Source organism: Campylobacter armoricus, assembly GCF_013372105.1.
Taxonomy (GTDB): Bacteria; Campylobacterota; Campylobacteria; order Campylobacterales; family Campylobacteraceae; genus Campylobacter_D; species Campylobacter_D armoricus.
The window spans coordinates 177,371-199,497 of the sequence record NZ_CP053825.1 but is presented as its reverse complement, the minus strand read 5'-3'; the positions used below and the strand labels follow the sequence as shown (position 1 = coordinate 199,497).

Annotated in this window: 23 protein-coding genes; 9 read left to right on the top strand and 14 right to left on the bottom strand. The window is 28.6% G+C overall.

What is annotated here, in order from left to right; genetic code table 11:
• Nucleotides 1–18: 18 nt before the first annotated feature.
• From CARM_RS01105 to CARM_RS01090, 4 genes are read left to right on the top strand one after another with little or no spacing between them, the layout of a single operon-like run.
• Nucleotides 19–1,134, top strand: coding sequence for a bifunctional 2-C-methyl-D-erythritol 4-phosphate cytidylyltransferase/2-C-methyl-D-erythritol 2,4-cyclodiphosphate synthase (locus tag CARM_RS01105; protein WP_139424306.1), 1,116 nt, complete (start codon nt 19–21; stop codon nt 1,132–1,134).
• On the top strand, nt 1,131–2,006 hold the full coding sequence (locus CARM_RS01100; protein WP_139424304.1) for a response regulator: 876 nt from the start codon (nt 1,131–1,133) through the stop codon (nt 2,004–2,006). Before CARM_RS01105 ends, CARM_RS01100 begins: the two co-directional genes overlap by 4 nt.
• Entirely contained in the window at nt 1,984–3,150 is a 1,167-nt protein-coding gene (locus tag CARM_RS01095; RefSeq protein WP_139424302.1) for a sulfate adenylyltransferase, read from the top strand. The genes CARM_RS01100 and CARM_RS01095 overlap by 23 nt, the downstream gene beginning before the upstream one ends.
• Nucleotides 3,151–3,152: 2 nt before the next feature.
• On the top strand, nt 3,153–3,644 hold the full coding sequence (locus CARM_RS01090) for a phosphatidylglycerophosphatase A family protein (protein ID WP_039666543.1): 492 nt from the start codon (nt 3,153–3,155) through the stop codon (nt 3,642–3,644).
• 52 nt (nt 3,645–3,696) lie between these two features.
• Here CARM_RS01090 and CARM_RS01085 read toward each other — a convergent pair whose 3' ends face one another.
• Entirely contained in the window at nt 3,697–3,927 is a 231-nt protein-coding gene (locus CARM_RS01085; protein ID WP_139424300.1) for a hypothetical protein, read from the bottom strand.
• A complete protein-coding gene (locus CARM_RS01080; RefSeq protein ID WP_139424298.1) occupies nt 3,924–4,205 on the bottom strand; it encodes a hypothetical protein in 282 nt (93 codons plus the stop codon). The genes CARM_RS01085 and CARM_RS01080 overlap by 4 nt, the downstream gene beginning before the upstream one ends.
• A gap of 92 nt (nt 4,206–4,297) precedes the next feature.
• Here CARM_RS01080 and CARM_RS01075 point away from each other — a divergent pair, with 92 nt between their 5' ends.
• The gene (locus CARM_RS01075; protein WP_139424296.1) at nt 4,298–4,549 is read left to right on the top strand and encodes a helix-turn-helix domain-containing protein; all 252 of its coding nucleotides are present in this window, start codon (nt 4,298–4,300) and stop codon (nt 4,547–4,549) included.
• A gap of 44 nt (nt 4,550–4,593) precedes the next feature.
• Here CARM_RS01075 and mnmA read toward each other — a convergent pair whose 3' ends face one another.
• The 11 genes from mnmA to aroQ are packed head-to-tail and all read right to left on the bottom strand — an operon-like array spanning nt 4,594 to nt 13,392.
• The gene (gene mnmA / locus CARM_RS01070) at nt 4,594–5,610 is read right to left on the bottom strand and encodes a tRNA 2-thiouridine(34) synthase MnmA (protein WP_139424294.1); all 1,017 of its coding nucleotides are present in this window, start codon (nt 5,608–5,610) and stop codon (nt 4,594–4,596) included.
• On the bottom strand, nt 5,573–6,208 hold the full coding sequence (locus CARM_RS01065; protein ID WP_139424292.1) for an LOG family protein: 636 nt from the start codon (nt 6,206–6,208) through the stop codon (nt 5,573–5,575). Before CARM_RS01065 ends, mnmA begins: the two co-directional genes overlap by 38 nt.
• Nucleotides 6,205–7,044, bottom strand: a complete 840-nt coding sequence (gene fliY / locus CARM_RS01060) for a flagellar motor switch protein FliY (protein WP_139424290.1) — start codon at nt 7,042–7,044, stop codon at nt 6,205–6,207. Before fliY ends, CARM_RS01065 begins: the two co-directional genes overlap by 4 nt.
• The gene (gene fliM, locus CARM_RS01055) at nt 7,034–8,125 is read right to left on the bottom strand and encodes a flagellar motor switch protein FliM (RefSeq protein ID WP_139424288.1); all 1,092 of its coding nucleotides are present in this window, start codon (nt 8,123–8,125) and stop codon (nt 7,034–7,036) included. Before fliM ends, fliY begins: the two co-directional genes overlap by 11 nt.
• A complete protein-coding gene (locus CARM_RS01050; RefSeq protein ID WP_139424286.1) occupies nt 8,125–8,811 on the bottom strand; it encodes an RNA polymerase sigma factor FliA in 687 nt (228 codons plus the stop codon). Before CARM_RS01050 ends, fliM begins: the two co-directional genes overlap by 1 nt.
• Complete coding sequence (locus CARM_RS01045; RefSeq protein ID WP_139424284.1) at nt 8,798–9,154, bottom strand: hypothetical protein; 357 nt, start codon at nt 9,152–9,154, stop codon at nt 8,798–8,800. Before CARM_RS01045 ends, CARM_RS01050 begins: the two co-directional genes overlap by 14 nt.
• Nucleotides 9,155–9,168: 14 nt before the next feature.
• A complete protein-coding gene (locus CARM_RS01040; protein ID WP_139424282.1) occupies nt 9,169–10,032 on the bottom strand; it encodes a P-loop NTPase in 864 nt (287 codons plus the stop codon).
• Entirely contained in the window at nt 10,025–11,404 is a 1,380-nt protein-coding gene (flhF, locus tag CARM_RS01035; protein WP_139424280.1) for a flagellar biosynthesis GTPase FlhF, read from the bottom strand. Before flhF ends, CARM_RS01040 begins: the two co-directional genes overlap by 8 nt.
• A gap of 8 nt (nt 11,405–11,412) precedes the next feature.
• On the bottom strand, nt 11,413–11,886 hold the full coding sequence (gene folK, locus CARM_RS01030) for a 2-amino-4-hydroxy-6-hydroxymethyldihydropteridine diphosphokinase (protein WP_139424278.1): 474 nt from the start codon (nt 11,884–11,886) through the stop codon (nt 11,413–11,415).
• Between the two features lies 1 nt (nt 11,887).
• A complete protein-coding gene (locus CARM_RS01025; RefSeq protein ID WP_139424276.1) occupies nt 11,888–12,913 on the bottom strand; it encodes a M24 family metallopeptidase in 1,026 nt (341 codons plus the stop codon).
• The gene (aroQ, locus tag CARM_RS01020; RefSeq protein ID WP_139424274.1) at nt 12,910–13,392 is read right to left on the bottom strand and encodes a type II 3-dehydroquinate dehydratase; all 483 of its coding nucleotides are present in this window, start codon (nt 13,390–13,392) and stop codon (nt 12,910–12,912) included. The genes CARM_RS01025 and aroQ overlap by 4 nt, the downstream gene beginning before the upstream one ends.
• Before the next feature lie 91 nt (nt 13,393–13,483).
• Here aroQ and mqnF point away from each other — a divergent pair, with 91 nt between their 5' ends.
• From mqnF to sppA, 3 genes are all read left to right on the top strand, one after another.
• Entirely contained in the window at nt 13,484–14,707 is a 1,224-nt protein-coding gene (gene mqnF / locus CARM_RS01015) for an aminofutalosine deaminase family hydrolase (protein WP_139424272.1), read from the top strand.
• A gap of 76 nt (nt 14,708–14,783) precedes the next feature.
• Entirely contained in the window at nt 14,784–18,185 is a 3,402-nt protein-coding gene (locus CARM_RS01010; RefSeq protein ID WP_176300979.1) for a S8 family serine peptidase, read from the top strand.
• A 26-nt stretch (nt 18,186–18,211) separates the two neighbouring features.
• A complete protein-coding gene (gene sppA / locus CARM_RS01005; RefSeq protein ID WP_139424268.1) occupies nt 18,212–19,111 on the top strand; it encodes a signal peptide peptidase SppA in 900 nt (299 codons plus the stop codon).
• On the opposite strand, the gene ribD is transcribed toward sppA, so the two are convergent.
• A complete protein-coding gene (gene ribD, locus CARM_RS01000; RefSeq protein WP_139424266.1) occupies nt 19,101–20,093 on the bottom strand; it encodes a bifunctional diaminohydroxyphosphoribosylaminopyrimidine deaminase/5-amino-6-(5-phosphoribosylamino)uracil reductase RibD in 993 nt (330 codons plus the stop codon). The two genes, sppA and ribD, sit on opposite strands and share 11 nt — an antisense overlap.
• Before the next feature lie 110 nt (nt 20,094–20,203).
• Here ribD and CARM_RS00995 point away from each other — a divergent pair, with 110 nt between their 5' ends.
• Nucleotides 20,204–22,123, top strand: coding sequence for a motility associated factor glycosyltransferase family protein (locus CARM_RS00995; RefSeq protein ID WP_139452763.1), 1,920 nt, complete (start codon nt 20,204–20,206; stop codon nt 22,121–22,123).
• Nucleotides 22,124–22,127: the final 4 nt, after the last annotated feature.

Below are 22,127 nucleotides of genomic sequence, written 5' to 3'. Positions count from 1 at the left end.
AAAATTAAGGTGTAACAAATGTTAGATATTTCCTTGATTATGCTATCTGCCGGAGAATCTTCAAGATTTAATTCCCCAGTGAAAAAACAATTTTTAAGACTAGGGGATCAACCATTATGGTTGTATGTTACTAAAAATTTAAGTTCTTTTTATCCTTTTAAACAGGTAGTTGTTACTTCTAGTAATATTTCTTATATGAAAAAATTTGCCCCTGAATATCATTTTGTTAAAGGTGGTGAAACTAGAGCACAATCTTTACTTAATGCTTTAAATTTAGTGCAAAGTGAATATGTTTTAGTTAGTGATGTAGCAAGAGTTTTAATCTCTAAAAACCTTTTTGATAATATCATAGAAAATTATGATAAAGCTGATTGTATCACCCCTGTTTTAAAGGTAAGTGATACAACAATTTATGCTCAAGAAGCTATAGAAAGAGATAAAATCAAACTCATACAAACCCCACAACTTTCTCGCACAAATATGCTAAAAAAAGCTTTAGAACAAAATACAAGTTTTACTGATGATAGCACGGCAATTCAAGCCATAGGCGGTAAAATTTGGTATGTGCAAGGTGAAGAACTAGCTAAAAAAATCACTTTTAAAGAAGATTTAAAAAACTTAAATTTGCCAAAGCCATCTTGGGATATTTTTAATGGAAGTGGCTTTGATGTGCATGAATTTGGAGAGCAAAGAGCCTTACTTTTGGGTGGAGTAAAAGTGCATGAAAGTATGGGTTTAAAAGCACATTCTGATGGAGATGTTTTAGCTCATGCATTAATTGACGCACTTTTAGGCGCGGCAGGACTTGGAGATATTGGTGAGCTTTTCCCAGATAATGATATGCAGTATAAAAACGCTGATTCTATGCTTTTATTACAAAGTGCTTATACTTTAGTGCAAAATTATGGTTTTGAGCTTGTAAATGCTGATATTACCATCATAGCCCAAACACCCAAAATGAAAGATTTTAAAGAAGATATTGCATTTAATATAGCCAAAATTTTAAAAACTACTCCAAATAAAATCAATATTAAAGCTACCACCACAGAACACTTAGGATTTATAGGAAGAAAAGAAGGGATTGCTGTTTTAGCAAGTGTAAATTTAAAATATTTTGATTGGATGAAATTATGAAAGTTTTAATTGTAGAAAATGAATTTTATTTAGCTCAAAGTATAGGTTCAAAACTTAATTCTATAGGTTATGAATGTAATATAATAGCAAATATTAATGAACTTACTGAATATGATTATGAAATCATTCTACTTTCTACTAGTATGAATAATTTTGAACATATTATAGAAATTTTTAAACACAAAATTATTATTTTGCTTATTTCTTATATTAGTTCAGATACGGTTTTAACACCATTAAAAGCAGGAGCTAGTGATTATATACAAAAACCTTTTATGATAGAAGAACTTACGCGCAAAATCAAGCATTTTCAAGAATTTAAAAAAATGAGTATATTAAATCATACTTATCAATCTTATTTAAAACATAAATTCGAGACAGCAAAACTACCTGCTATTGATTATAAAAAAATAAAACTTCCATTGATTTTAAAAACAAATAATCAAATTTTTGCTGATCATTTTGTTTTTAATTATACTAATGAACATAATATTGCAAATATATATATTGATCTTTCTCATCATCAAAATTTAGATAAAATTTTTAAAGATAATTCTTTATATTATTTAGTCAATTTTCAAAATTTAAAAGCTTTAGAAAAAGAGAAGATATTAAATCTTGCTTTAAAAAAAGCAGTTATCATTCATACAAATTCAAATATCGAATGTGATAAATTCCAAGTTGTAGAGTTAAACACTGATGAAAAAACTTTTGAAAGTAATGGAATTTTAACTATTGATGATTATGTTAAACATATTATTATTAGTTATCAAAATGTCTTTCCTGATACTGATTTATCAAAAAAATTAGGAATTTCAAGAAAATCTTTATGGGAAAAAAGGAAAAAATATGGCATTACAAAGAAAAAATAGCATTATAATTTCAGAAGAAGAATACGAAGTTTTATGTTTTATAAAAGAAGGTATTTTTGGTTCTTTTACAAAATTAATGAATGAAAAAGAAAGAGATGAAGTTTTAGCTACAGGAATGATCCATAATCAAAAAATTCCTTACACTCTAACCTTTGCTCCAGCAAACACAAAAGAAAATGAAAAAACTTTAGAAAATGCAAGAATTGGTGAAAAAATCGAATTTATATGTGATGATAAAGTTATAGGACATATAATCTTAGAAAGCAAATTCAAAAACGATAAAAATACTAATGATATTTTTAGACCTAATGCGTGTTTGATTGATGATTTTGGAAAAACTTGCATAAGTGGTGAATTTGAAATTTACAATAATCGCATTAAAGCCATTAAAGAAGATTTTGAAAAAATTAAAAAAAGACTAAATCCTTCTAATATCACAGCTATTGTTTCAAGCTTTGATCCTTTTCATAGAGCACATGAGAGAATTTTAAGATGGGCCATAGAACAATCTGATCTAGTGATTATTTTCCTTATAGAATCTTATGAAAATAATGGCTTAAACTTAAAACTCAAAAAGCGTTGTTTTGATATTTTTGCACAAAATTACCTACCATCTTCTAGGGTTTTACTTATACCTTTATATAATATAAAAATATTTGCCTCACATTTAAATCCTATACTTGAATGTGCTTTAGCTAAAAGTTTTGATTGTAATAAACTTTTCGTAGGACAAAATCACGCAGGGCTTGGAATGTATTTTAACCAAAATAAAGCATTTACCGTTCTTGATGATTTTGCAAAAGATTATAATATAGAAGTAACTATACTTCCTGAGTTCGTATTTTGTGATGAGTGCAAAATGATAGTTAGCACAAAATCATGCCCACATGGAGCTCATCATCATATGAAATACCACGGAGATTCTTTAAAAAATTTACTTAGACTTGGTATCATTCCACCAGCAGTTTTTATAAGAAGAGAAATTTCGGCTTTGATTTTATCTGAGCTTTTTCCAAATCGCTTCCATAATAAACAAAATATTTATAGCAACCTTTTTCCTACGCATGGTATTTTAGAATATAGAAGCGATAAAGAATTTTACGAGCAACTTATAAAACTCCATCAAATGTCATATATGGTGTAATCATGCAAAAACTATTTTTAACTTTTTTTTATTCAGGTAGTGTAAGTAAAGCTCCAGGAACTTTTGGCACGATAGCAGCACTCATCCCTGCTTTTTTTATACTAAGATATCTTGGCATAGGCACTTTAATTTTACTTGCAATTTTACTTTTCCTAGTCTCTATAAAAATCATCGATCAATACGAAAAACAAACAGGCAAACATGATGATAAACACATCGTTATAGATGAAGTTGTAGGTGTGTTTTTAGCTTTGGCAATTTGTGGGCAGAGTGTTTTTACTTTTTTACTTTCTTTTGTTTTGTTTAGATTTTTTGATATCACAAAACCTTCTATCATAGGTAAAATTGACAAAAAAACTAAAGGCGGTTTAGGCGTAATGCTAGATGATGTTTTAGCGGGAATTTTCGCAGGATTGTTTAGTGCAGTAATTTATGGAATTTTACTTAAATTTGATCTTTTATGGTTTGATATAAGCATTATGGAGATATTTTAATACTTATATCTATTAGTTATTTATTCTAAAAATAAATCTTTAGAATAAACCACTAATATCGATTTAAATAATCACTCATTTGTTTTAGATATTCCTGTTGTTTTTCTCTATAACATCTTTCTAATTTTCTTTTAGCTTCTTTAAGCTCTCTATAATCCCAATCAGCTTGACTATACTCATATTGTTTTAATGCTTGTTCATACATATTTTCTTGATATCTACAATCACCAACATAACCAAAACTCATACTTGCTAAAACACATAATATTATAGTTTTCTTCATTGACTAACTCCTAACATTAAATTTTCTTGATAAATAAATTGAACAATAGAATTTTTTATTTCCATTAAGTTTTCTTGTGTTTCTTCTGTAAGAAATTTATAAATATCATCTTTAAATTTTTCCAAACAATTAAATCTAAAATTATTAAACTCATTATCTTCTTTGTTTATTAGTGTGATACAAATTTCATTATTTTCAAGATATTTTATCTTAACTTCTTTTGTATTGATCGTGTCAAAAATTCTCTTTCTACCATTGCTAATAATTTTCTTTATCATATTATTACCTCTTTAATTTATCCTATAGGATATATTTAAAAAAATTATATCCTTGTAAAGTTTAATTTCATATTAATCCTATAGGATAAAAAATGAAAGATGACTTTAGTAATTCTAGTGAAGAAGAAATTCTAAATTTTTATAAAAAAATATCATCAAATATAAGAAAATTTAGAGAAAAAAAGGGAATTTCACAACTTGAATTAGCGTTAGATATAGGCATAAAATCCGTTGCGTTTTATTCAAATTGTGAGTGCAATCGATATGGTAAACATTTTAATTTAGAGCACTTATATAAAATTTCCAAAAGCTTAGAAATTCCATTAACAGATTTATTAGAATAACTATTAAGAATACAATGCCAAAGGGGTGCAACCCTTTAGCTTTTTTATTTTATAAATCCGCTTGCAAGAACTAAATCTTTGTCGTAAAATACCGCCATTTGTCCGCTAGCAAGTCCATAAACAGGCTCTTGTAAGATGATTTTAGCACTTTTATCATCACTAATGAAGACTTTGCATGGGGTTGATCTTGATCTATAGCGTATTTTTACTTCACATTCTAGCTCTTTAGCATCGATAAATAAATTAATATCATCAAGATTAAATTCACTTATCTTAAGCTCTTCTTTTTTTCCTACTATGATTTCATTTTTTTTAGGATCAATTTTTAATACAAAATGTGGCTCATGCGCCCCACGCACTTCAAAACCTCTTCTTTTACCTATAGTATAGTGCATATAACCTTCGTGTTTTCCCACTTCTTTGCCACTACTATCTCTTACAATACCTGGAATTTTAGTATCCATAAACTGATCTAAAACTTGCACATAAGTATCTTCCACAAAACAAATTTCAGAACTTTCCTTTTGTGTTGCAAAAGATTTTAAAACATCAATTGTAGAAGCAAATTTTTTCACATCTTCTTTTTTCATCTCTCCAAGAGGAAAAATCAAATACTCTAAAGCCTCTTTGTCTGCATTTGCCAAAAAATAGCTTTGATCCTTACTCTCATCAACTGCAGTTTTAATCAAACCATTTTCTATCCTTGCATAATGACCCGTGGCTAATTTCTCACAACCCAAACTCTTAGCAAATTCCAAAAGCTTACCAAGTTTGATAAAGCGATTACACAAAGCACAAGGATTTGGTGTTTTTCCTTCTTTATAGGTATTTATAAAAGGCATATAAACTTGATTTTTAAAATCTTCTTGTAAGTCTAAAATATGATATTTAATGTCTAAAAATTTAGCAACTTTTTCTACTTTTTGAATATTTTCTTCATGATAGTTTGCTTTGCCATGAAGTTTCATATAACACCCTTGAACTTCATATCCAGCTTGTTTTAACTTATAAGCACTAACTGAACTATCTACACCCCCGCTCATCGCAACAAGAATTTTCATCTTTTTCCTTTATTATTCTTATAATTTCATCTAAATCATCATTTATACTATACTTTAACTCATCATTTTTAGATATAGTTCCAAGTTCTAGTAAAGAAGTTTTGATAAATTTATCAAGAGTATGCCAAAATTTTTGCCCGACCAAAATAATAGGAACATCTTTTTTAAAACTAAGTTGTTTAAGAGTAAGAATTTCAAAAAATTCATCTAATGTTCCAAAGCCGCCTGGAAAAATCACAAAAGCTAGACTCTTTTGAATAAGAGCCATTTTGCGAATGGCTAAGCTCTTAAAAGTGATATTATACTCTAAAAAGTCATTTGCTTTTTGCTCAAATGGTAAATGTATATTAAATCCAAAAGATTTTAAGTGTGGAGTTTGGCTTTGCATAGCACCATAATTAGCAGCTTGCATAATACCTCCACCTCCACCGCTGATAATACTATAACCCTCATCAGCTAATCGTTTCGCTAAACTTGAAGCCAATATACAATACTCATCATCTTCTTTTAATCTTGCTGAACCAAAAAAAGTAATACCCTTTTGAATCTTATCTAATTCTTGAAGATAAGTAATATCTTCAATAATACATTCTTTCATCTTAATTGTTCTAATCTTTCTTTTTTAGATCCAATTTCAGTAATTTGTACTCCAAAGTTTCCATCTACAATCACCACTTCCCCATAAGCAATTTTTTTATCACCTATTAAAATTTCTAAAGGATCATTAGCTAATTGATCAAGCTCGATTACTGAACCTATATCCATAGTTAAAACATCTTTTAAAAGCATTTTTTTACTACCTATACGCACCCTTATAGGCAAGCGTACATCCATAATTAAACCAATATTTCTTAATTCTTCAACATTTGCTAAAGCTTTGTGATCTTGTACATGTTCTTCATCTATTGCAACAATTTCTTCTAAATCAGTTTTAGTTAGAACTTTATAAATTTTTTCATCAAAAACCAAAGAAACTTTTTCTTCTAAGTCAGCTATTTTTACATTATATAAGTATAATTTGTGAAAACCACCAAGTTCTAAGCTATCTGCAACAAATTCACAATTTTCTAAACTAAATTCCATTTTTGGAATTTCTTTTTGAGCACCTAAGGTTGTGGAAAATGCTGAGATAATATTTTGTATAGCTTCTTTAGCTGCATCCATTTCATCTTCATTTAGCTCACTATTTTTGGAGATTTCTTCTTCTCCCATCATCCACTCACCAATTGCACTCATTAAAACCGCACTAGCTAGAACTTTCATTTTCATTTCACTATTAATGCTAAAAGTAGCACTAACTAATGGTGGAGTCATAGAATCTTGAGAATTTACATCATACTCATAATATTCACTAAATTCAGCACTTTTTCCAGTTAAACCTTCTATGGTACTTACGCATTCATTGACAAATATGCCTAAAAAATCATTGATCATCGTCTTCCTCTTCTAGTTCTTCATTATCATCATAAGAATTTGCTTTTGCTCGTCTTTCATCTTCATATCTTTCAAGCATTTCTTTGATTTCATCTTTATCTGTTTTAATAAGCTCTAAGATTTTAATTGATTTTCTAAATCTATGAAGCCCAACTTGAGCTAAAAATACTTCCTTTTTATCAATAGCCACTATTGCTTTATCATCTGCACTTCTATCAAGTTTTAAAATATCTCCTTGCTTTAAATCCAAAAATTCATTCACATTGATAAAAGTTTTACCAAGCATAGCTTCATATATAACTTCAGCACGACCGATCAAGGTTTTAAGTTCTTTATTTCTTGACTTTTTAGCTGAAGTTTCACCCATCATAATATCACGATTTGCCAAACGACTCAAAATACTTTCCAAATGCACAACAGGATAACAAATATTCACCATACCACTTGAATTTCCAATGATAATTTCCATTACCACCATAATGACAATTTCATTTTGTGAAACAATTTGCACAACATTTGGACTTGATTCTTTTGCTTCCACACTTGGATAAATTTCAGTAACATTCATCCAGCTTTCTTTTAATCTTTGCATAATAATACGCAAAATAGAATCAAGCAAGTTAAGCTCAATTTCTGTAAGCTCTCTTAAAGTATCAAAACTCTCTCCTTGACCACCCAAAAGTCTATCTATCATAGGAAAAGCAATACTTGGATTTATCTCTAAAACACAATTTCCATCTAAAGGCTTAATCGAAAAAACATTAAAGCTTGTTGGTGAAGGCAAAGACATCAAAAACTCACCATAAGTCATTTGATCAACCGAATGCAGTTTAATCTCAACTATACTTCTCATCATTGATGAGATTTGTGAAGCAAGATTTCTTGCAAGTTTATCATGAATCCCTTTAATAGAGCGAAGTTGCTCTTTAGAAACTCTATTTGGACGCTTAAAGTCATATACAACTATATCTCTTTTATCTTCTATTTCTTCTAATTTTGATGTAGCTGTACTCTCATCACTATCATCATCAACAACTTCTAAAAGAGCATCAATTTCTTCTTGGGAAAGTATCTCAGCCATTAAACTAGCCTTTCTCGAATCTTCTTAAGCAAACGCTTATGAATTTGTGAAATTCTTGACTCGCTAATCTCTAAAATCTCTGCGATTTCTTTTAAATTTAATTCTTCATAATAATAAAGCTGTATTACAAGCTTTTCTCTTTCTTTGAATTCTTCTAAAACTGCATTGATTTTTTCTATTAATTCTTCTTTTTCTATTTGCTCTATGATATTGCTATCGTTAAAGCAATTTAGCTGTTCATCCAAAGGCATAACAAGCGATATAGCATGAGCTGCTCTTGCTTCTTTTACCTTTTCTACTTCTAAATTAAGTCTTTGTGCTAAATACTCATCATCAGGTTCTTTTTCATTTTCTTGATAAAACTCATCTATGATAGCATCAATATCTTTGATAATTTTTCTATTGCTTCTACTCATTACATCTAAACTTCTTAGATAATCAAGCATAGCCCCATTAACTCTTTTTCTCGCAAAACCCCAAAAATTATCATTTTGTTCTTTATCATAACGGCGTGAAAGTTTTATCATCTCTTCTACGCCTATACTAATTAAATCATTTACATCAATACTAGCAGGTAAGCGCTCTTTAAGTCTAAAAGCCATAGCCTTTAATGCTGGCATATAGGAGATGACTAATTCATCTTGTTCTTTTTTTAGCGTAGAAGCATAGGCATTATGCGGCTGCATGTTTTACTTTTCTCTTTGAAGAGCTTTCAAGCTTTTTAAGATCATCACGCTCTTCTTGAAGTTTTTCAAGCAAATAATCCATTTTCTTTTCTCTTGCAGCTAATTCTGCTATAAAGCTATTATTTTCATTTTCATATTTTTCTTTATTAAAACTTCTACCACTAATCTTATTAACATCTACAAAAATCATAATCACTATATGAATTAATACATAAAATACAAAAGTAATCAAACAAGTATATACAACTATTTCTAACGCATCTTCTATATTAACTATGGTAAACATTAAGCCTATAAAAAACCCGCAAACAGTAAAAAAAGCTACAAAATTCTCTGGTCTCATCTTTTTCCTTCAATCTAAAAACGATCCAAAAGCTTTTTAAAAAAACTCATAATGCTTTTATCTCCTACATTATTAAGCACTTTTTGTTCCAATCTATATAAAAGCTTAGAAGCTATAACTTTTAGCTCATCACTTGCATTTGTATCATCATCGCTAAACAAAGTTCGCTTTTTGATGCTTGAGTTAATATCTTTACTTTGACCCAAAAATCCTAAAAATTCTAAATCTAAATTATGCTTAATGTTAATATCAGCTACTTTTTTAATATTATCAAAAATTCTTAATGCTTCGCTTTCATTTTTGACAACATTAAACACCATTAATAAATTCTCTTTAGTTTTTGAAGTAGTTTTTATAGTAGCATAAGCATCAGTAATAGCAGCAGGATCAGGAACAGTGATTACTATAACTTCATCAGACATTTCTAGAAAATTTCCTATATTGCCACCAATACCTGCTCCTGTATCAATGATTAAAAAATCTAAATCATCTAAAATGCTTGTTTGGTTTAAAAATCTCTCATATATATTTTTATCATTATATTTTAAAATTTCATCACCACTTTCACCTGGGATAAGCCATAAATTTGGCTTAACTTCAATTAAAATATCTTCTAATGAGCACTCACCCTTTAAAACATGCAAAAGGTTTTTTTCCACACGCACATTTAAAATTACATCTAAATTCGCAAGCCCAATATCTGCATCAAAAAGCCCTACTTTATAACCATTTTTAGCCAAGATATTGCCTAAATTTGCACTAAAAGTACTTTTACCAACACCACCTTTACCACTAGTTACTGCTATAAAATGAGTATGCTTTGCATTTGAATTATCATTTTTTATCAAATCTTTTAATTTTTCTGCTTGATTACTCATTTTCTTCTCTCCTATAACCTTCTAATACACAACGCACTAAAAAGTCACTATTTGCTACTTCTATATCATCAGGTACTTCTTGCCCCAAAGAAAAAAAACTCATTGGTGTAGCAGTTTCATAAAGCAAAGAAAACACATTTCCAAACACTTTGGTTTCATCAAATTTTGTAATGATTAAGGTGTCGATATTTAAAAATGAAAAATTATTATAAGTTTCTAATAAATCTTCATATTTTGTATTTGCCGAAAGAACTAAATTTACATCAATTTGTGCATTAGAATGTGATAAAAATTCTTTAGTCTTTTCAAGTTTTGCTTTATCATATTGTGAATTTCCAGTTGTATCTACTAAAATCACTTCACAAGTATTTAAACTTCTTATTGCATCATCTAAATCTGTTGGCTCGATACTATCAATAATAGGAAGTTTCATCATCTTAGCATATTGGAAAAGTTGCTCTACTGCACCTATTCTATAGGTATCAAGTGTGATGATACCTGTTTTATAGCGTCTATCTCCATACGCATAGCGAAAAGCAAGTTTTGCTAAAGTAGTAGTTTTACCCACTCCTGTTGGACCTACTAACATCATAATTTTTTGCTTTTTAATTTCACTTTCTAAGCGACATGGAAGCATATTACGCAAAAGTGAGTAAAAATATCTTTGAACCGCTTCTTGATTAGCTTTCATAGTGCTTGGCATATTTTCAATAGTAGCTTTCATAATAGCTTCTAAATGTGCTTCTTGCATACCACTTGCCTTAGCCTGTTTATAAATACTTGCAAATTCAGGTGGTATAACCAGTTCTTTGCGTAAATCGGTCTTATCATCCCACATCATATCCACAAGCAAATTCATTTTATCATTGAGTTTATTCATTTGTTTTTCAAAGGCTTCTATTTTCTTATCATAATTTGAATTTGGCATGGAGAAATCTTGATAATTAGAAACCTTACTAATCTCTGAACTAACTTGAGAAAGTTTATTTTTTAAATTTAAAAAATTATCATCTTTTTTATTTGTATTTAAGTAAGGATTTATAGGTTTTTGTTTAGCTTTTGAAGAAAAATCAAGTACTACATCTTCTTCTTTTTCATCTTCAAGCTTTGGTGTTTGAATTTTAGCTTCAGGAAAATTTGGGGTAGTTGGTTTTTTCTTTGGTGGTATAGGTAAATTGTTTTGTTTTAAATGCTCTTCATAATCAGCTTCTTCAATCGCTACTATAACTTCATATAAAGGCTTTTGATTAATAGTTTTTGGACGAATTTGCTTATTAGTTACTATTAAAGCTTTATCGCCATAATCTTGTTTAACTTTAGGTATAATCTCATCTGTGCTTTCAACCGTAAAAGTATGAATCAATTGTCCCATATTTTTCCTTATCTTAACATGCCCAAAGGCAAAATTACACTAATTCTATCATTTACCCCCACATGAGGCACCATACAATACTCATCTTTTCGCACCTTTTTTGAAAAATACAATAAATCCAAATCAAGCGTTCTAGGAGCATTTTTAAAAGTTCTTTTTCTTCTAAATTTAAATTCATAAAAAAACAAAACTTTTAAAAGTGCTCTTGCATGCAAACTTGTGCTAACAACCATCACTGCATTAGTAAAGTCTTTTTGCTCTTCAAAGCCAAAAGCTTTATTAATCAAAAATGGCGATGTTTGCAATATTTGCAAGCGTTTATCTTGTATAAAAAGCCTAAATAAACCTCGAAAGCGTTTTTTTTCATCTTCTATATTACTTCCAAGTCCTATAATAGCTATATATTTTCCTTTTTTATCTGCCTTTGAATAAAAAGGAAAAAAACGAATTTTTTCTAACCTTCTAGCTCCTTTAATCAGCAAGTTATAATACCACTGCCTTTTCTTTATTAAGATAGACCATATCTTCTATTCTAATGCCAAGTTTATCTTTGATATAAATTCCAGGTTCAATGGTAAAAACCATACCTTCTTTTAACTCATAATCACTTCTTGGACTAATGTTTGGTAGTTCATGTATATCAAGCCCCACTCCATGCCCTAAGCTATGAATAAATTCTTTTTCAAAGCCTGCATTTTTAATCACTTCTCTTGCAATAAAATCAAGCTCACTTGCTCTCATACCAACGCGTGCTTTTTCTATGGCCTGAAACTGAGCTTGCTTAACTACTTCATAAATTTGCGTGATTTCTTTGTCTTTAAAATTTGGCTTATTTTTATCAAAAATTATTCCATTCTCATTAAAACAAGCTGTTCTAGTTCGATCAGAGCAATACCTTTGATAAACCACACCCGCATCAACTAATAATAAATCTCCATATTCTAAACATTTATCACTAGGTAAAGCATGTGCTTTAGCTGCGTTTTCATTAATAGCTACAATAGGTGAAAAAGAAAGTCCTAAGGCACCTTTTTTTTGAAAAATTTCACATGCTTTAAAATGCAATTCTTTTTCACTTTTTCCATGACCTTCTTGACTAATATATTTAGCAAATTCTTCAAAGCATTCTTTGCCAAAATCTACAGCCTTTTGCAAAAGTTGTAATTCTTTGGCATTTTTTATAATGCGTTTGTTTTTACTTAAGTCTAATTTTTCTTCAAAAACGATATTTGCACTCTTGCTAAGCTCTTTAAATTCAAAATAGCTAAAGTCTTTTGGGTCAAAACATACTCTATCAACTCCTACTTTTTCCAAAAGCTCTCTAGCACTAGCAAAAAGATCTTGTGCTAAAACCACCTTAGCATTTTTTATAAATTCATTAGATTCAAAACTATATCTTGCATCAGTGATGAAAAATGCTTCATCTTCAAGTTTTAAAAATAAAGCATTATCACAAGAATAGCCACACTCATAAAAAAGTGCATTTTCGTTTTTTAAGATAAAATTCATTGATTTGCTTGTTGTGCTTTTGCTTGAGCTGCTTTATATGCATTGATTTGATCAAAAATTTGGAAAAGTCCCATTAAAGCCATATGATAACCAAAAGGACCAAAACCTACTATACTACCTGCACAAACTGGAGCTATCATACTTTTTTGTCTAAATTCTTCTCTTCTGTAAGTATTGCTAATATGCACTTCAATTACAGGTAGATTAATCGCTGCAATCGCATCACGAATTGCGATAGAAGTATGTGCATAAGCAGCCGCATTTATGATCACTCCATCTACACTACCTAAGCATTCTTGAATTTTATCAACCAATTCACCTTCAAAATTACTCTGAAAAAACTCAATTTCTGCATTTGCTTGTTTTGCAGCTAATTTCATTTGCTCATGAATATCATCCATTTTCATATTGCCATAAATGTGAGTTTCTCTCATGCCTAGCATATTAATGTTTGGACCTTGTATAACCATAACTTTCATAATCTAACCTTTATATTAGTAAAATTTACTATATTGTAGCACTTTAAAGATAAATTTTAGCTATAATTTTTTCTTTTTAAGGATTTATAGAATGTTTATAATAGCACCCAAAATTATATTAACTTGCGATGATGAATTTAATATTTTAGAAGAAAGGGCTATTCTTTTTAATGATAATATTTTAGAAATAGACACTTTAGAAAATTTACAAAAATACTATCCACAAGCTAAACTTATACAAATTCCAAAAGACACTTTACTTTTACCTGCTTTTATCAATCCACACACACATTTAGAATTTAGTGCAAATAATGGAAATTTAGTTTTTGGGGACTTTTTAAAATGGCTTGATAGTGTTTTTAATAACCGCGAAATACTCAATGAAAAAGCTAAAGAAAAACTTATCTCTCAAAATATTCATAAAATGTTAAAAAGTGGTACTGCTACCATAGGTGAAATTTCTAGCTTTGGGAGTGATTTAAAACCTTGTGCTAATTCACAAGCTAGAATAGTATTTTTTAATGAAATTTTAGGATCTAATGAAACCTTTTTAAAAGAGAAGGAAAAAGATTTTTTACAAAGATACAATGCTAGTTTAAAATTTAAAAATTCTAAATTTATTCCAGCAATTTCAATTCATTCACCTTATTCAACTCATCTAAAACTTGCTCAATTTGCTATCAAGCTAGCTAAAAAAAATGATCATTTACTAAGCACACATTTTCTTGAAAGTAATCATGAAAACAACTGGCTAAGGTTTAAAAAAGGTGGTTTTAAAAAAAGCTTGGCAAAATTTAGTAAAAATCCTATGCCATTTTACACACCACAAAACTTTTTGAGGCTTTTTAAAGGGCAAAGAACATTATTTACTCATTGTGTTTATTTTAAAGAGTGGGATTTACTAGATAAAAATTTACATTCTATTACTCATTGTGTATTTTCTAATAGACTTTTAAGTAAAAACACCTTTAAGTTAAAATCTGCATTGAAAAGTGGCATTAATATCCACCTAGGAACTGATGGTTCAAGCTCAAATATATCTTTAAGTATGCTTGATGAAATGAGAGCAAATTTACTTATACATGATGGTTTTGAATTAGAAAATTTTGCCAAAACACTGCTTTTAATGGCAACTAACAAGGCCGCAAAAGCCATAAATTTAAACTTAGGTCAAATCCAAAAAGGAAAAATAGCAGATTTTAGTCTTTTTGCTTTACCAAATAGTGCAAATTTAAATCAACTTCCTTTGCAATTTATTTTACAAAGTAAAGAAGTTTTAAAACTCTTTATAGAAGGAAAAGAAATAACGATATAGAATAAAAATTAAAATATTTTTGTTATACTTAATTAAAATATAGCAAATTTAAAAAATTAAGAATCAAGAAAGAGATATGAGAAAATATTTAATAGCACTTATTTTTACTAGTAAGACTTTTGCTTTAAGTGATTTTGAGGTTATTAATATCCATAAAGTACATGATCTTAATATCACAGGAAAAAATGTAAATGTAGGCATTATAGATTCTGCTTTTAATGCAAATCATCCTAGTTTGCAAGGACAAATCATTGATCAGCAATATTCTAAACTAAATAATAACAAACCTTATATTCCTGATTTAACAGTAGATACTCACGGTTCACATGTTGCTGGAATTATTTTAGGAAAGTTTCAAAATAAAAACCAACCTTATGGGGCTGCATATGATGCAAAAATGTATGGGATTCAAGTATTTGGTTACAATAATGGAAGTAATAAAATAATACCATATAATGTGTATAATTATTTCATCAATAAAGATGTAAAAATAATCAATAATAGCTGGAATGCATCTTTATATCCTATAGTCGGAATGAATGAACCAGGATGGTATAGACCAAAATATAAAGAAAATTCTTCTTCATATTTTATAAATTTAGCCAATCAAAACAAAACGATTGAGGAATTAACCAAACTTGCAAAAGAAAAACAAATTTTATCAGTGTTTGCGGCTGGAAATGAAGGTATAATATCACCTGGATTAAGTGCTGTAGTTCCTTATTATGATGAAAGTGTTAGATCATGGCTTAGTGTAGGTGCTATTGATTCATCTAAAATCACTAAAAATCAAGATGGTAATTTAATTTTATCATCTAATGCTATAGCTGCATATAGCAATGGATTAAAAGGTGCTGAAAATTTTTCACTAGTAGCACCTGGTAGCTTTATAAATTCAGCTAATGGTGCATATGATATTAATCCTGTTTTTGGAAGACCTGATAAAAATTTATATATTAAAATGAGCGGTACTTCTATGGCAGCACCTATGGTAAGTGCTGCTGCTGCTTTAGTATCACAAAAATATCCATTTTTAAACGGAAAACAAATTGCTGATGTTTTATTAAGCACTGCAAATAAAAACTATATAGCTCCAAAACTAACAATTAAAGAAACCGAGCTTTTTAATACTTCCACTAGAAAAAAACAAATTTATTATACTATTATTTATATAGATACACCTGTTCCTAATGATAAAGAAAAAATAAAAAATGATTTAATCGAAGCTGGTTATTGGAGTTTTCAAGCAGATAATATTCTAAAAAATACCATTGATAATTATAAATTAATGGCAAATGCACAAGATGATTACAAAGCAATCATGAGTTTAAGAAAAGAAGAATTATTCGGGCAAGGTATTTTAGATGTTGAAAAGGCTATAAATGGTATAGGTATTTTAGATGCAAATAGACTAAATTTACAAGATATAACTGATATTTATGGAGAGAAAGAAGCATACTATACCATAGATACAAAAGGATATAGTGCGATTTTTAGCAATAACATATCTCAAAAAAAATGGGATGATAATTTACACAGACTTGATGCTTTAAATTCTCCAAAAAATGAAATACAAAATTTAAATGTTGGATTTATCAAAGATGGTCAAGGAAAGTTAATTTTAAGTGGAGAAAATACTTATCTGGGTAAAACTATAGTAAAAGAAGGCGAACTTTCTCTCATAAAAACACAAAATAATAAAGGTATCATCAATGGTGAAGTTAAAGTTTTAACTAATGGTAAATTTAGTGGAAATGGTTTAATAAAAAATAATTTATATAACCAAGGAATTGTAAGACCTGGAAATCAAGATCTGAGTGATTTGATAATAGAAGGTTTATATAATCAAAAAAATAATGCTGTTTTGCAACTTGATTTTGGAAATAGTGGAAATTCAAAACTTATAGCAAATACTTATCAAATAGAAGGTGGAAAATTACAATATATACCATTGCCTATGTTTTATACTAGCGGAAGTGCTGTTACTATTGATTTAGCTGGTTTAAAAGATAGCATTAGTGATTTTGAAAAAGTTGAAATATCAGGAAATAATAACATTGACTTTGTTGCTGTATTAGATAAAGATAAAGTTAATATCAACAAACCCGCGCCTGAACCAAAACCTGAACCAAAACCTGAACCAAAACCTGAACCAAAACCTGAACCAAAACCTGAACCAAAACCTGAACCAAAACCTGAACCAAAACCTGAACCAAAACCTGAACCAAAACCTGAACCAAAACCTGAACCAAAACCTGAACCAAAACCTGAACCAAAACCTGAACCAAAACCTGAACCAGACAATAATTCTCAAATCATAGTAAAACCAATCATAAAAAATAATGCTTACAATACCAAAAACAGCACAATAGGTAAATCATTACGAAGCATTAGAGCAATGGATAATTTAAGCGATGATTATAAAAATTATTTTGCTTTTTTAGATAATACAGACAAAAAGACCATGCAAGATAACTTAAAAAGTTTAGAATCAAATGATTATTTATCTAATTCAGTTCAGTTGTTGAATACTTACAGCAGTTTTGGACAAAACAATATGCTTTGGGCTCTTAATCCAACTTTTATTAACCAACCTATAGAAAATATAAAATTAGCTAGTAATTTTCACCCAACAAATATATTATATAAAGACGATATAACTGGTTTCAATTTTTATGATAATCAAAAGTATATTTTTCAAATTGGACCTAATTTAAAAAAAATATTTGGAGACGACTTTCATGGAAGTTCTTGCGGACTTAATGTTAGTATAGGAGGGGAAATTGATTCTTCAATTCTTGTAACACATTTAAGTACATCATATTCTAATATTGATTTTTCAACATCTAATATCAAAACAAGAAATGTTAATTTATCTAGCAATTATATTTTAAATTTAAGTCATTTTAAAATTCTAAGTGGAGCAGGTATTGGAACATACTCAAACAATATGCAAAGATATATACTAAATTCAAATGATATCCAAGGTTCATACAAAGGATTAATAGCTTCTACTCAATTAGGGATAGCTAAAGAATTTAATCATAACACTAATCTAAACATTACTCCTTTAACTTATTTTAATTATAATTATTTTCAACAAAACGCATTTAGTGAAAATGGTGGAATTTTTTCAAAATCTTATGATGATATCAAACACAATAGCACTTCTGTAGTTTTAGGTATAACATCTTCTTATATACTATCAAATTTTGAAGGATATAATACCTTAACAAGTTCTATATTATACGAAAGAAGATTAACAGGGAAAAAATTAAGCAATACCGCAAATTTTATAGATTTTAAAAATCAAAAATTTAAGCAATATTATAATTTAGATACTAATTTATTAAATATCAATCTTGGTCTGAATTTAAAACCAAACAAATCATTCTTTTTTGATATAAAATTATTAAATGAGATTTACAAAAATCAATATAATGTTAATTTAGTTTCAAATTTTGGATTTAATTTTTGATGAAATAGCTAAAAATAAGGAAAAAAATGCAAATTATAAAATCATTTTTCAAAGGACTTGGGAAAATCATTTCTTATATCAACACTTATTTTAAAACCTTTGTATTTTTATTTATCGTGTTTTTAATCCTTGCTCCAAGCGGGGATAATGCTAAGCTTTCTAATGCAAACTTAGCTCAAATCAACCTTAAAGGTGAAATTAGCGATGCGGGCAATCTTTTAGAGCAAATTTACAAACTCAAAGATAATAAAGCCATAAAAGGCGTTTTACTTTTTATAGATAGTCCTGGTGGAGCTTTTGCTCCAAGTATGGAAATAGCTCTTGCTATACAAGATCTTAAAGCTAAAAAACCTGTAGTGGTATATGCGGGTGGAACTATAGCAAGTGGGAGTTACTTAAGTGCAGTAGGAGCTGATATGATTATTGCTAATCCTGCTAGTTTTGTAGGATCTATTGGGGTAATTATGCAAGGTTTTGAAGTAAGCGAGCTTGCACAAAAACTTGGCATAAATGAACAAACTATCAAAGCAGGAAGCTATAAAGAAGCAGGAACCTTCATGCGCAAATGGAGCGAAGAAGAAAAAGACTTTTTACAAAATTTAGCTAATCAAAGCTATGAGCTTTTTACACAATTTGTCGCACAAAATCGCAAGCTAGACTTAAACCAAACAAACTCATGGGCTGATGCGAAAGTGTTTTTAGCTAATGAGGCTTTAAAATTAAAACTCATTGATAAAATAGGCAATTACGAGCAAGCCAAAAAAGAGTTAGAAAAACTAGCTAAAGTTCAAAACCCTATCTGGCAAAAAGAAGATGCTATAGATAAATTCTTAAAAAGATTAGAAGAGCAAAGTGCTAGCTTTTTTGCTAACACTTTAGCACAATTTTTCACACAAGTAAGCTCACAAAAATTTACTAAGATTTAACAATCTCATAAAATCCATAAGTATCATTTTCTAAAAAGCCTTTGTATAAAGGCTTTAGCTTCATATCTAGTTTAACATTTTCAAAGGTATTTAAATTTGAGCTTGAAAAAATCAAAAGCATATCTAACTCATCTTTAAAGGCTTTTAAAAAATTCTCCCCGCCCTCATACATGATAAACTTAGCTTCACTAGGAATGCTTGTAAAAATTTCTCTCTCAGGCACGCTAAATAAAGGAATTTTTAGATCAAAACTTTCTAAATTTTGATGACTTAGTATGCATAAATTTGGCGCCTTATCTTGAGCTAATCTTGCATCTAAAATAGGTCTATCATGCCTTATAGTTTCACCACCTACTACCAATAAATCAAGCTTTGAGCGTAATGCATGAGCATAAGTTCTACTTGCCTTAGAACTTACTATTTTTCCATATGCTGAACCATTTAGCGAAAGAGCGAGTTTAAAAAATTTAAAGCTTGATTTTTGCCATTTTAAAAAAGGCTTTAAAAGCTCTTTGGCTCTTTGCTCGCAAATTCCCATGTGAATTTTTATGCCTTGATTTTTTAAAAACTCTGCTCCACCGCTTGCGAGCTTATGCTCATCTTTGGTAGCGATAAAAACTTCACTAAATCCAAGCGTACTAAAAAGTTTTGCACAAGGTGGGGTTTTACCCTGATGATTGCAAGGTTCTAAGCTCACATAAACAATAGAGCCTTTTAATAAACCCTGATGATTTTTGCAAATAAATTCATGCAAATCATTTGGATTTTGCGGTAAATCTAAATTTGGATTAAGCACTTTTAAGGCTTTGCTTACTGCTTCAAGTTCTGCATGAGCCTTGCCTGCTTCTTTATGTGCTTCTATGCTTAAGATTTTGCCATTTTTATCTAAGATCACACAACCTACGGCTGGATTGGGATAGGTTAAAAGCTGATATTTCCAAGCTTCATCTATGGCTAAATTCATATAAAATTCGTGATTCATATTGCCTTCTATCGTTTTATTTTAAAAAATATAGCAAAAAATATTTTATATACAATTTATTCACAAGTTGAAATTTGATAGAATAAAAAATAATTTTAATAAGGAACCCCATGCAAAAAACTTTATTTGAAAAAAACATAAACGCATTAAATAACATACCATTAAAAGAAAAATTAAAAAATTTTCAACAAAATCATTTTAGAGTAATTATAGGCAATGATCCTTTAGATATTAATTTTATAAATAATGGGGGGGGGTATAGGCTTTATGAAGATGTGCTTTTGCAATTAAATGAAAAATTAAATTTATACAATGATAAATATCTTTTATATCCTGTGCTTTATTTTTATGGATTTGGAAATGGAATTTTATATAAAGCTCTTTTACAAAATAAAAACAGACAAAAGATTGTTGTTTTTGAAAAAGAATTAGAATTTATTTATTTAAGTTTTCATTATATAGATTTTAGTGAAGAATTAAAAAATAATGCTTTGATTGTTTTGGATACTAATATAATTAATATCAACTCATATAATGAAATTTGCTCTAATGGTCCTTTTTTTAATTTCTTGCGTGTGTATTTTTTAGATATTCATTGTGATTATTATGAAAAATATCAAGAAGATATTTTAAATACTAATTCCAATATGCAACTTCATATTAAACAATCTATGTATAGATATGGAAATTCTTCCCAAGATGCTCTAATGGGTATAGAAAATTTTATCTATAATTTACCTAAAATTATTAGTAATTATTCTTTTAAGCAATTATGTTTAAAAAGAAAAAAACAAGCAAACAATGCTATTATAGTTTCAACTGGACCTTCTTTAATCAAACAACTTCCTTTGTTAAAACAATATGCTAATTATGCTAGTATATTTTGTGCTGATAGTGCTTATCCTATACTAGCAAAATATGATATAAAACCTGATTATGTTTTATCTTTGGAAAGAACTGAAGTTACAAGTGAATTTTTTAATAATGATTTTAAAGAATTTGATAAAGATATAGTGTTTGTATTAAAATCTTTAACTCATCCTAATACTTTTAAATATCTTGATACAAATAATAGAAAAATACTTCCTATTACATACTATACTTTTTTTACTCATTTTATAGGATTGCATGACTTTGGTTATATGGATATGGGACATAGTGTAGCAACTATGGCTTATATTTTAGCTCTACATTTAGAACACAAAAATATCATTTTTATAGGACAAGACTTAGCCTATGCAAAAGATGGCTCTTCTCATCCTAAAGAATATCACTATAGTGCAAATTACGAAAGCACTAGTTATGAGCATGAAGAAGTTTTAGCTTATGGTGGTAATGGTTTAGTTAAAACACATAAAGCTTGGATACTTTTTAAAACAGAAATAGAAGAAGCTGTGTTTAATGCAAAAACATACCTAAATATCACAACCTATAATTGCACTGAAGGTGGAGCTAGAATCAATCACACCATAGAAAAACCTTTCAAACAAATATGCGAACAATTACTAACAAAAAAACTTAATAAGCCTTTTGTAAAACTTGAAAAATTAAATCAAAACAAACAAAAAGAATTAATGCTAAAGGCATTTTATAAAGTACATAAAGCTATAAAAATTTGTAATACTTTAGAAAAAGAATGTTTGTATATTAATAATACTTTATATTTTTTAAACAATGATGAGAAAAATTTTAAAAATATTATAGAGCAATTAGATAATTTTAAAAGTAGAATAGATAAAATTTTAATTTCAAAAGAACTTACAAATCCTTTAAATACTCAATTTGAACTTAACTTAGCTCGAATTTATGTATTAAACCCTAAAACAAAAGAAGATGTTTTTAACAAAAATTATCTTTGGATTAAAGAGCATTTAGAATGGATTTTAATGTTAAATGAACATATAAAAGCATTAAAGATTACTTTAGAAAAAAATATTATCAATTTAGAAAAAGAACTTGAGAATCAAAATTTACATCAATATATTCAAAAAATAAAAAAAGTTAAATTATATTTTAAGGATTTAGAGTAGAGTT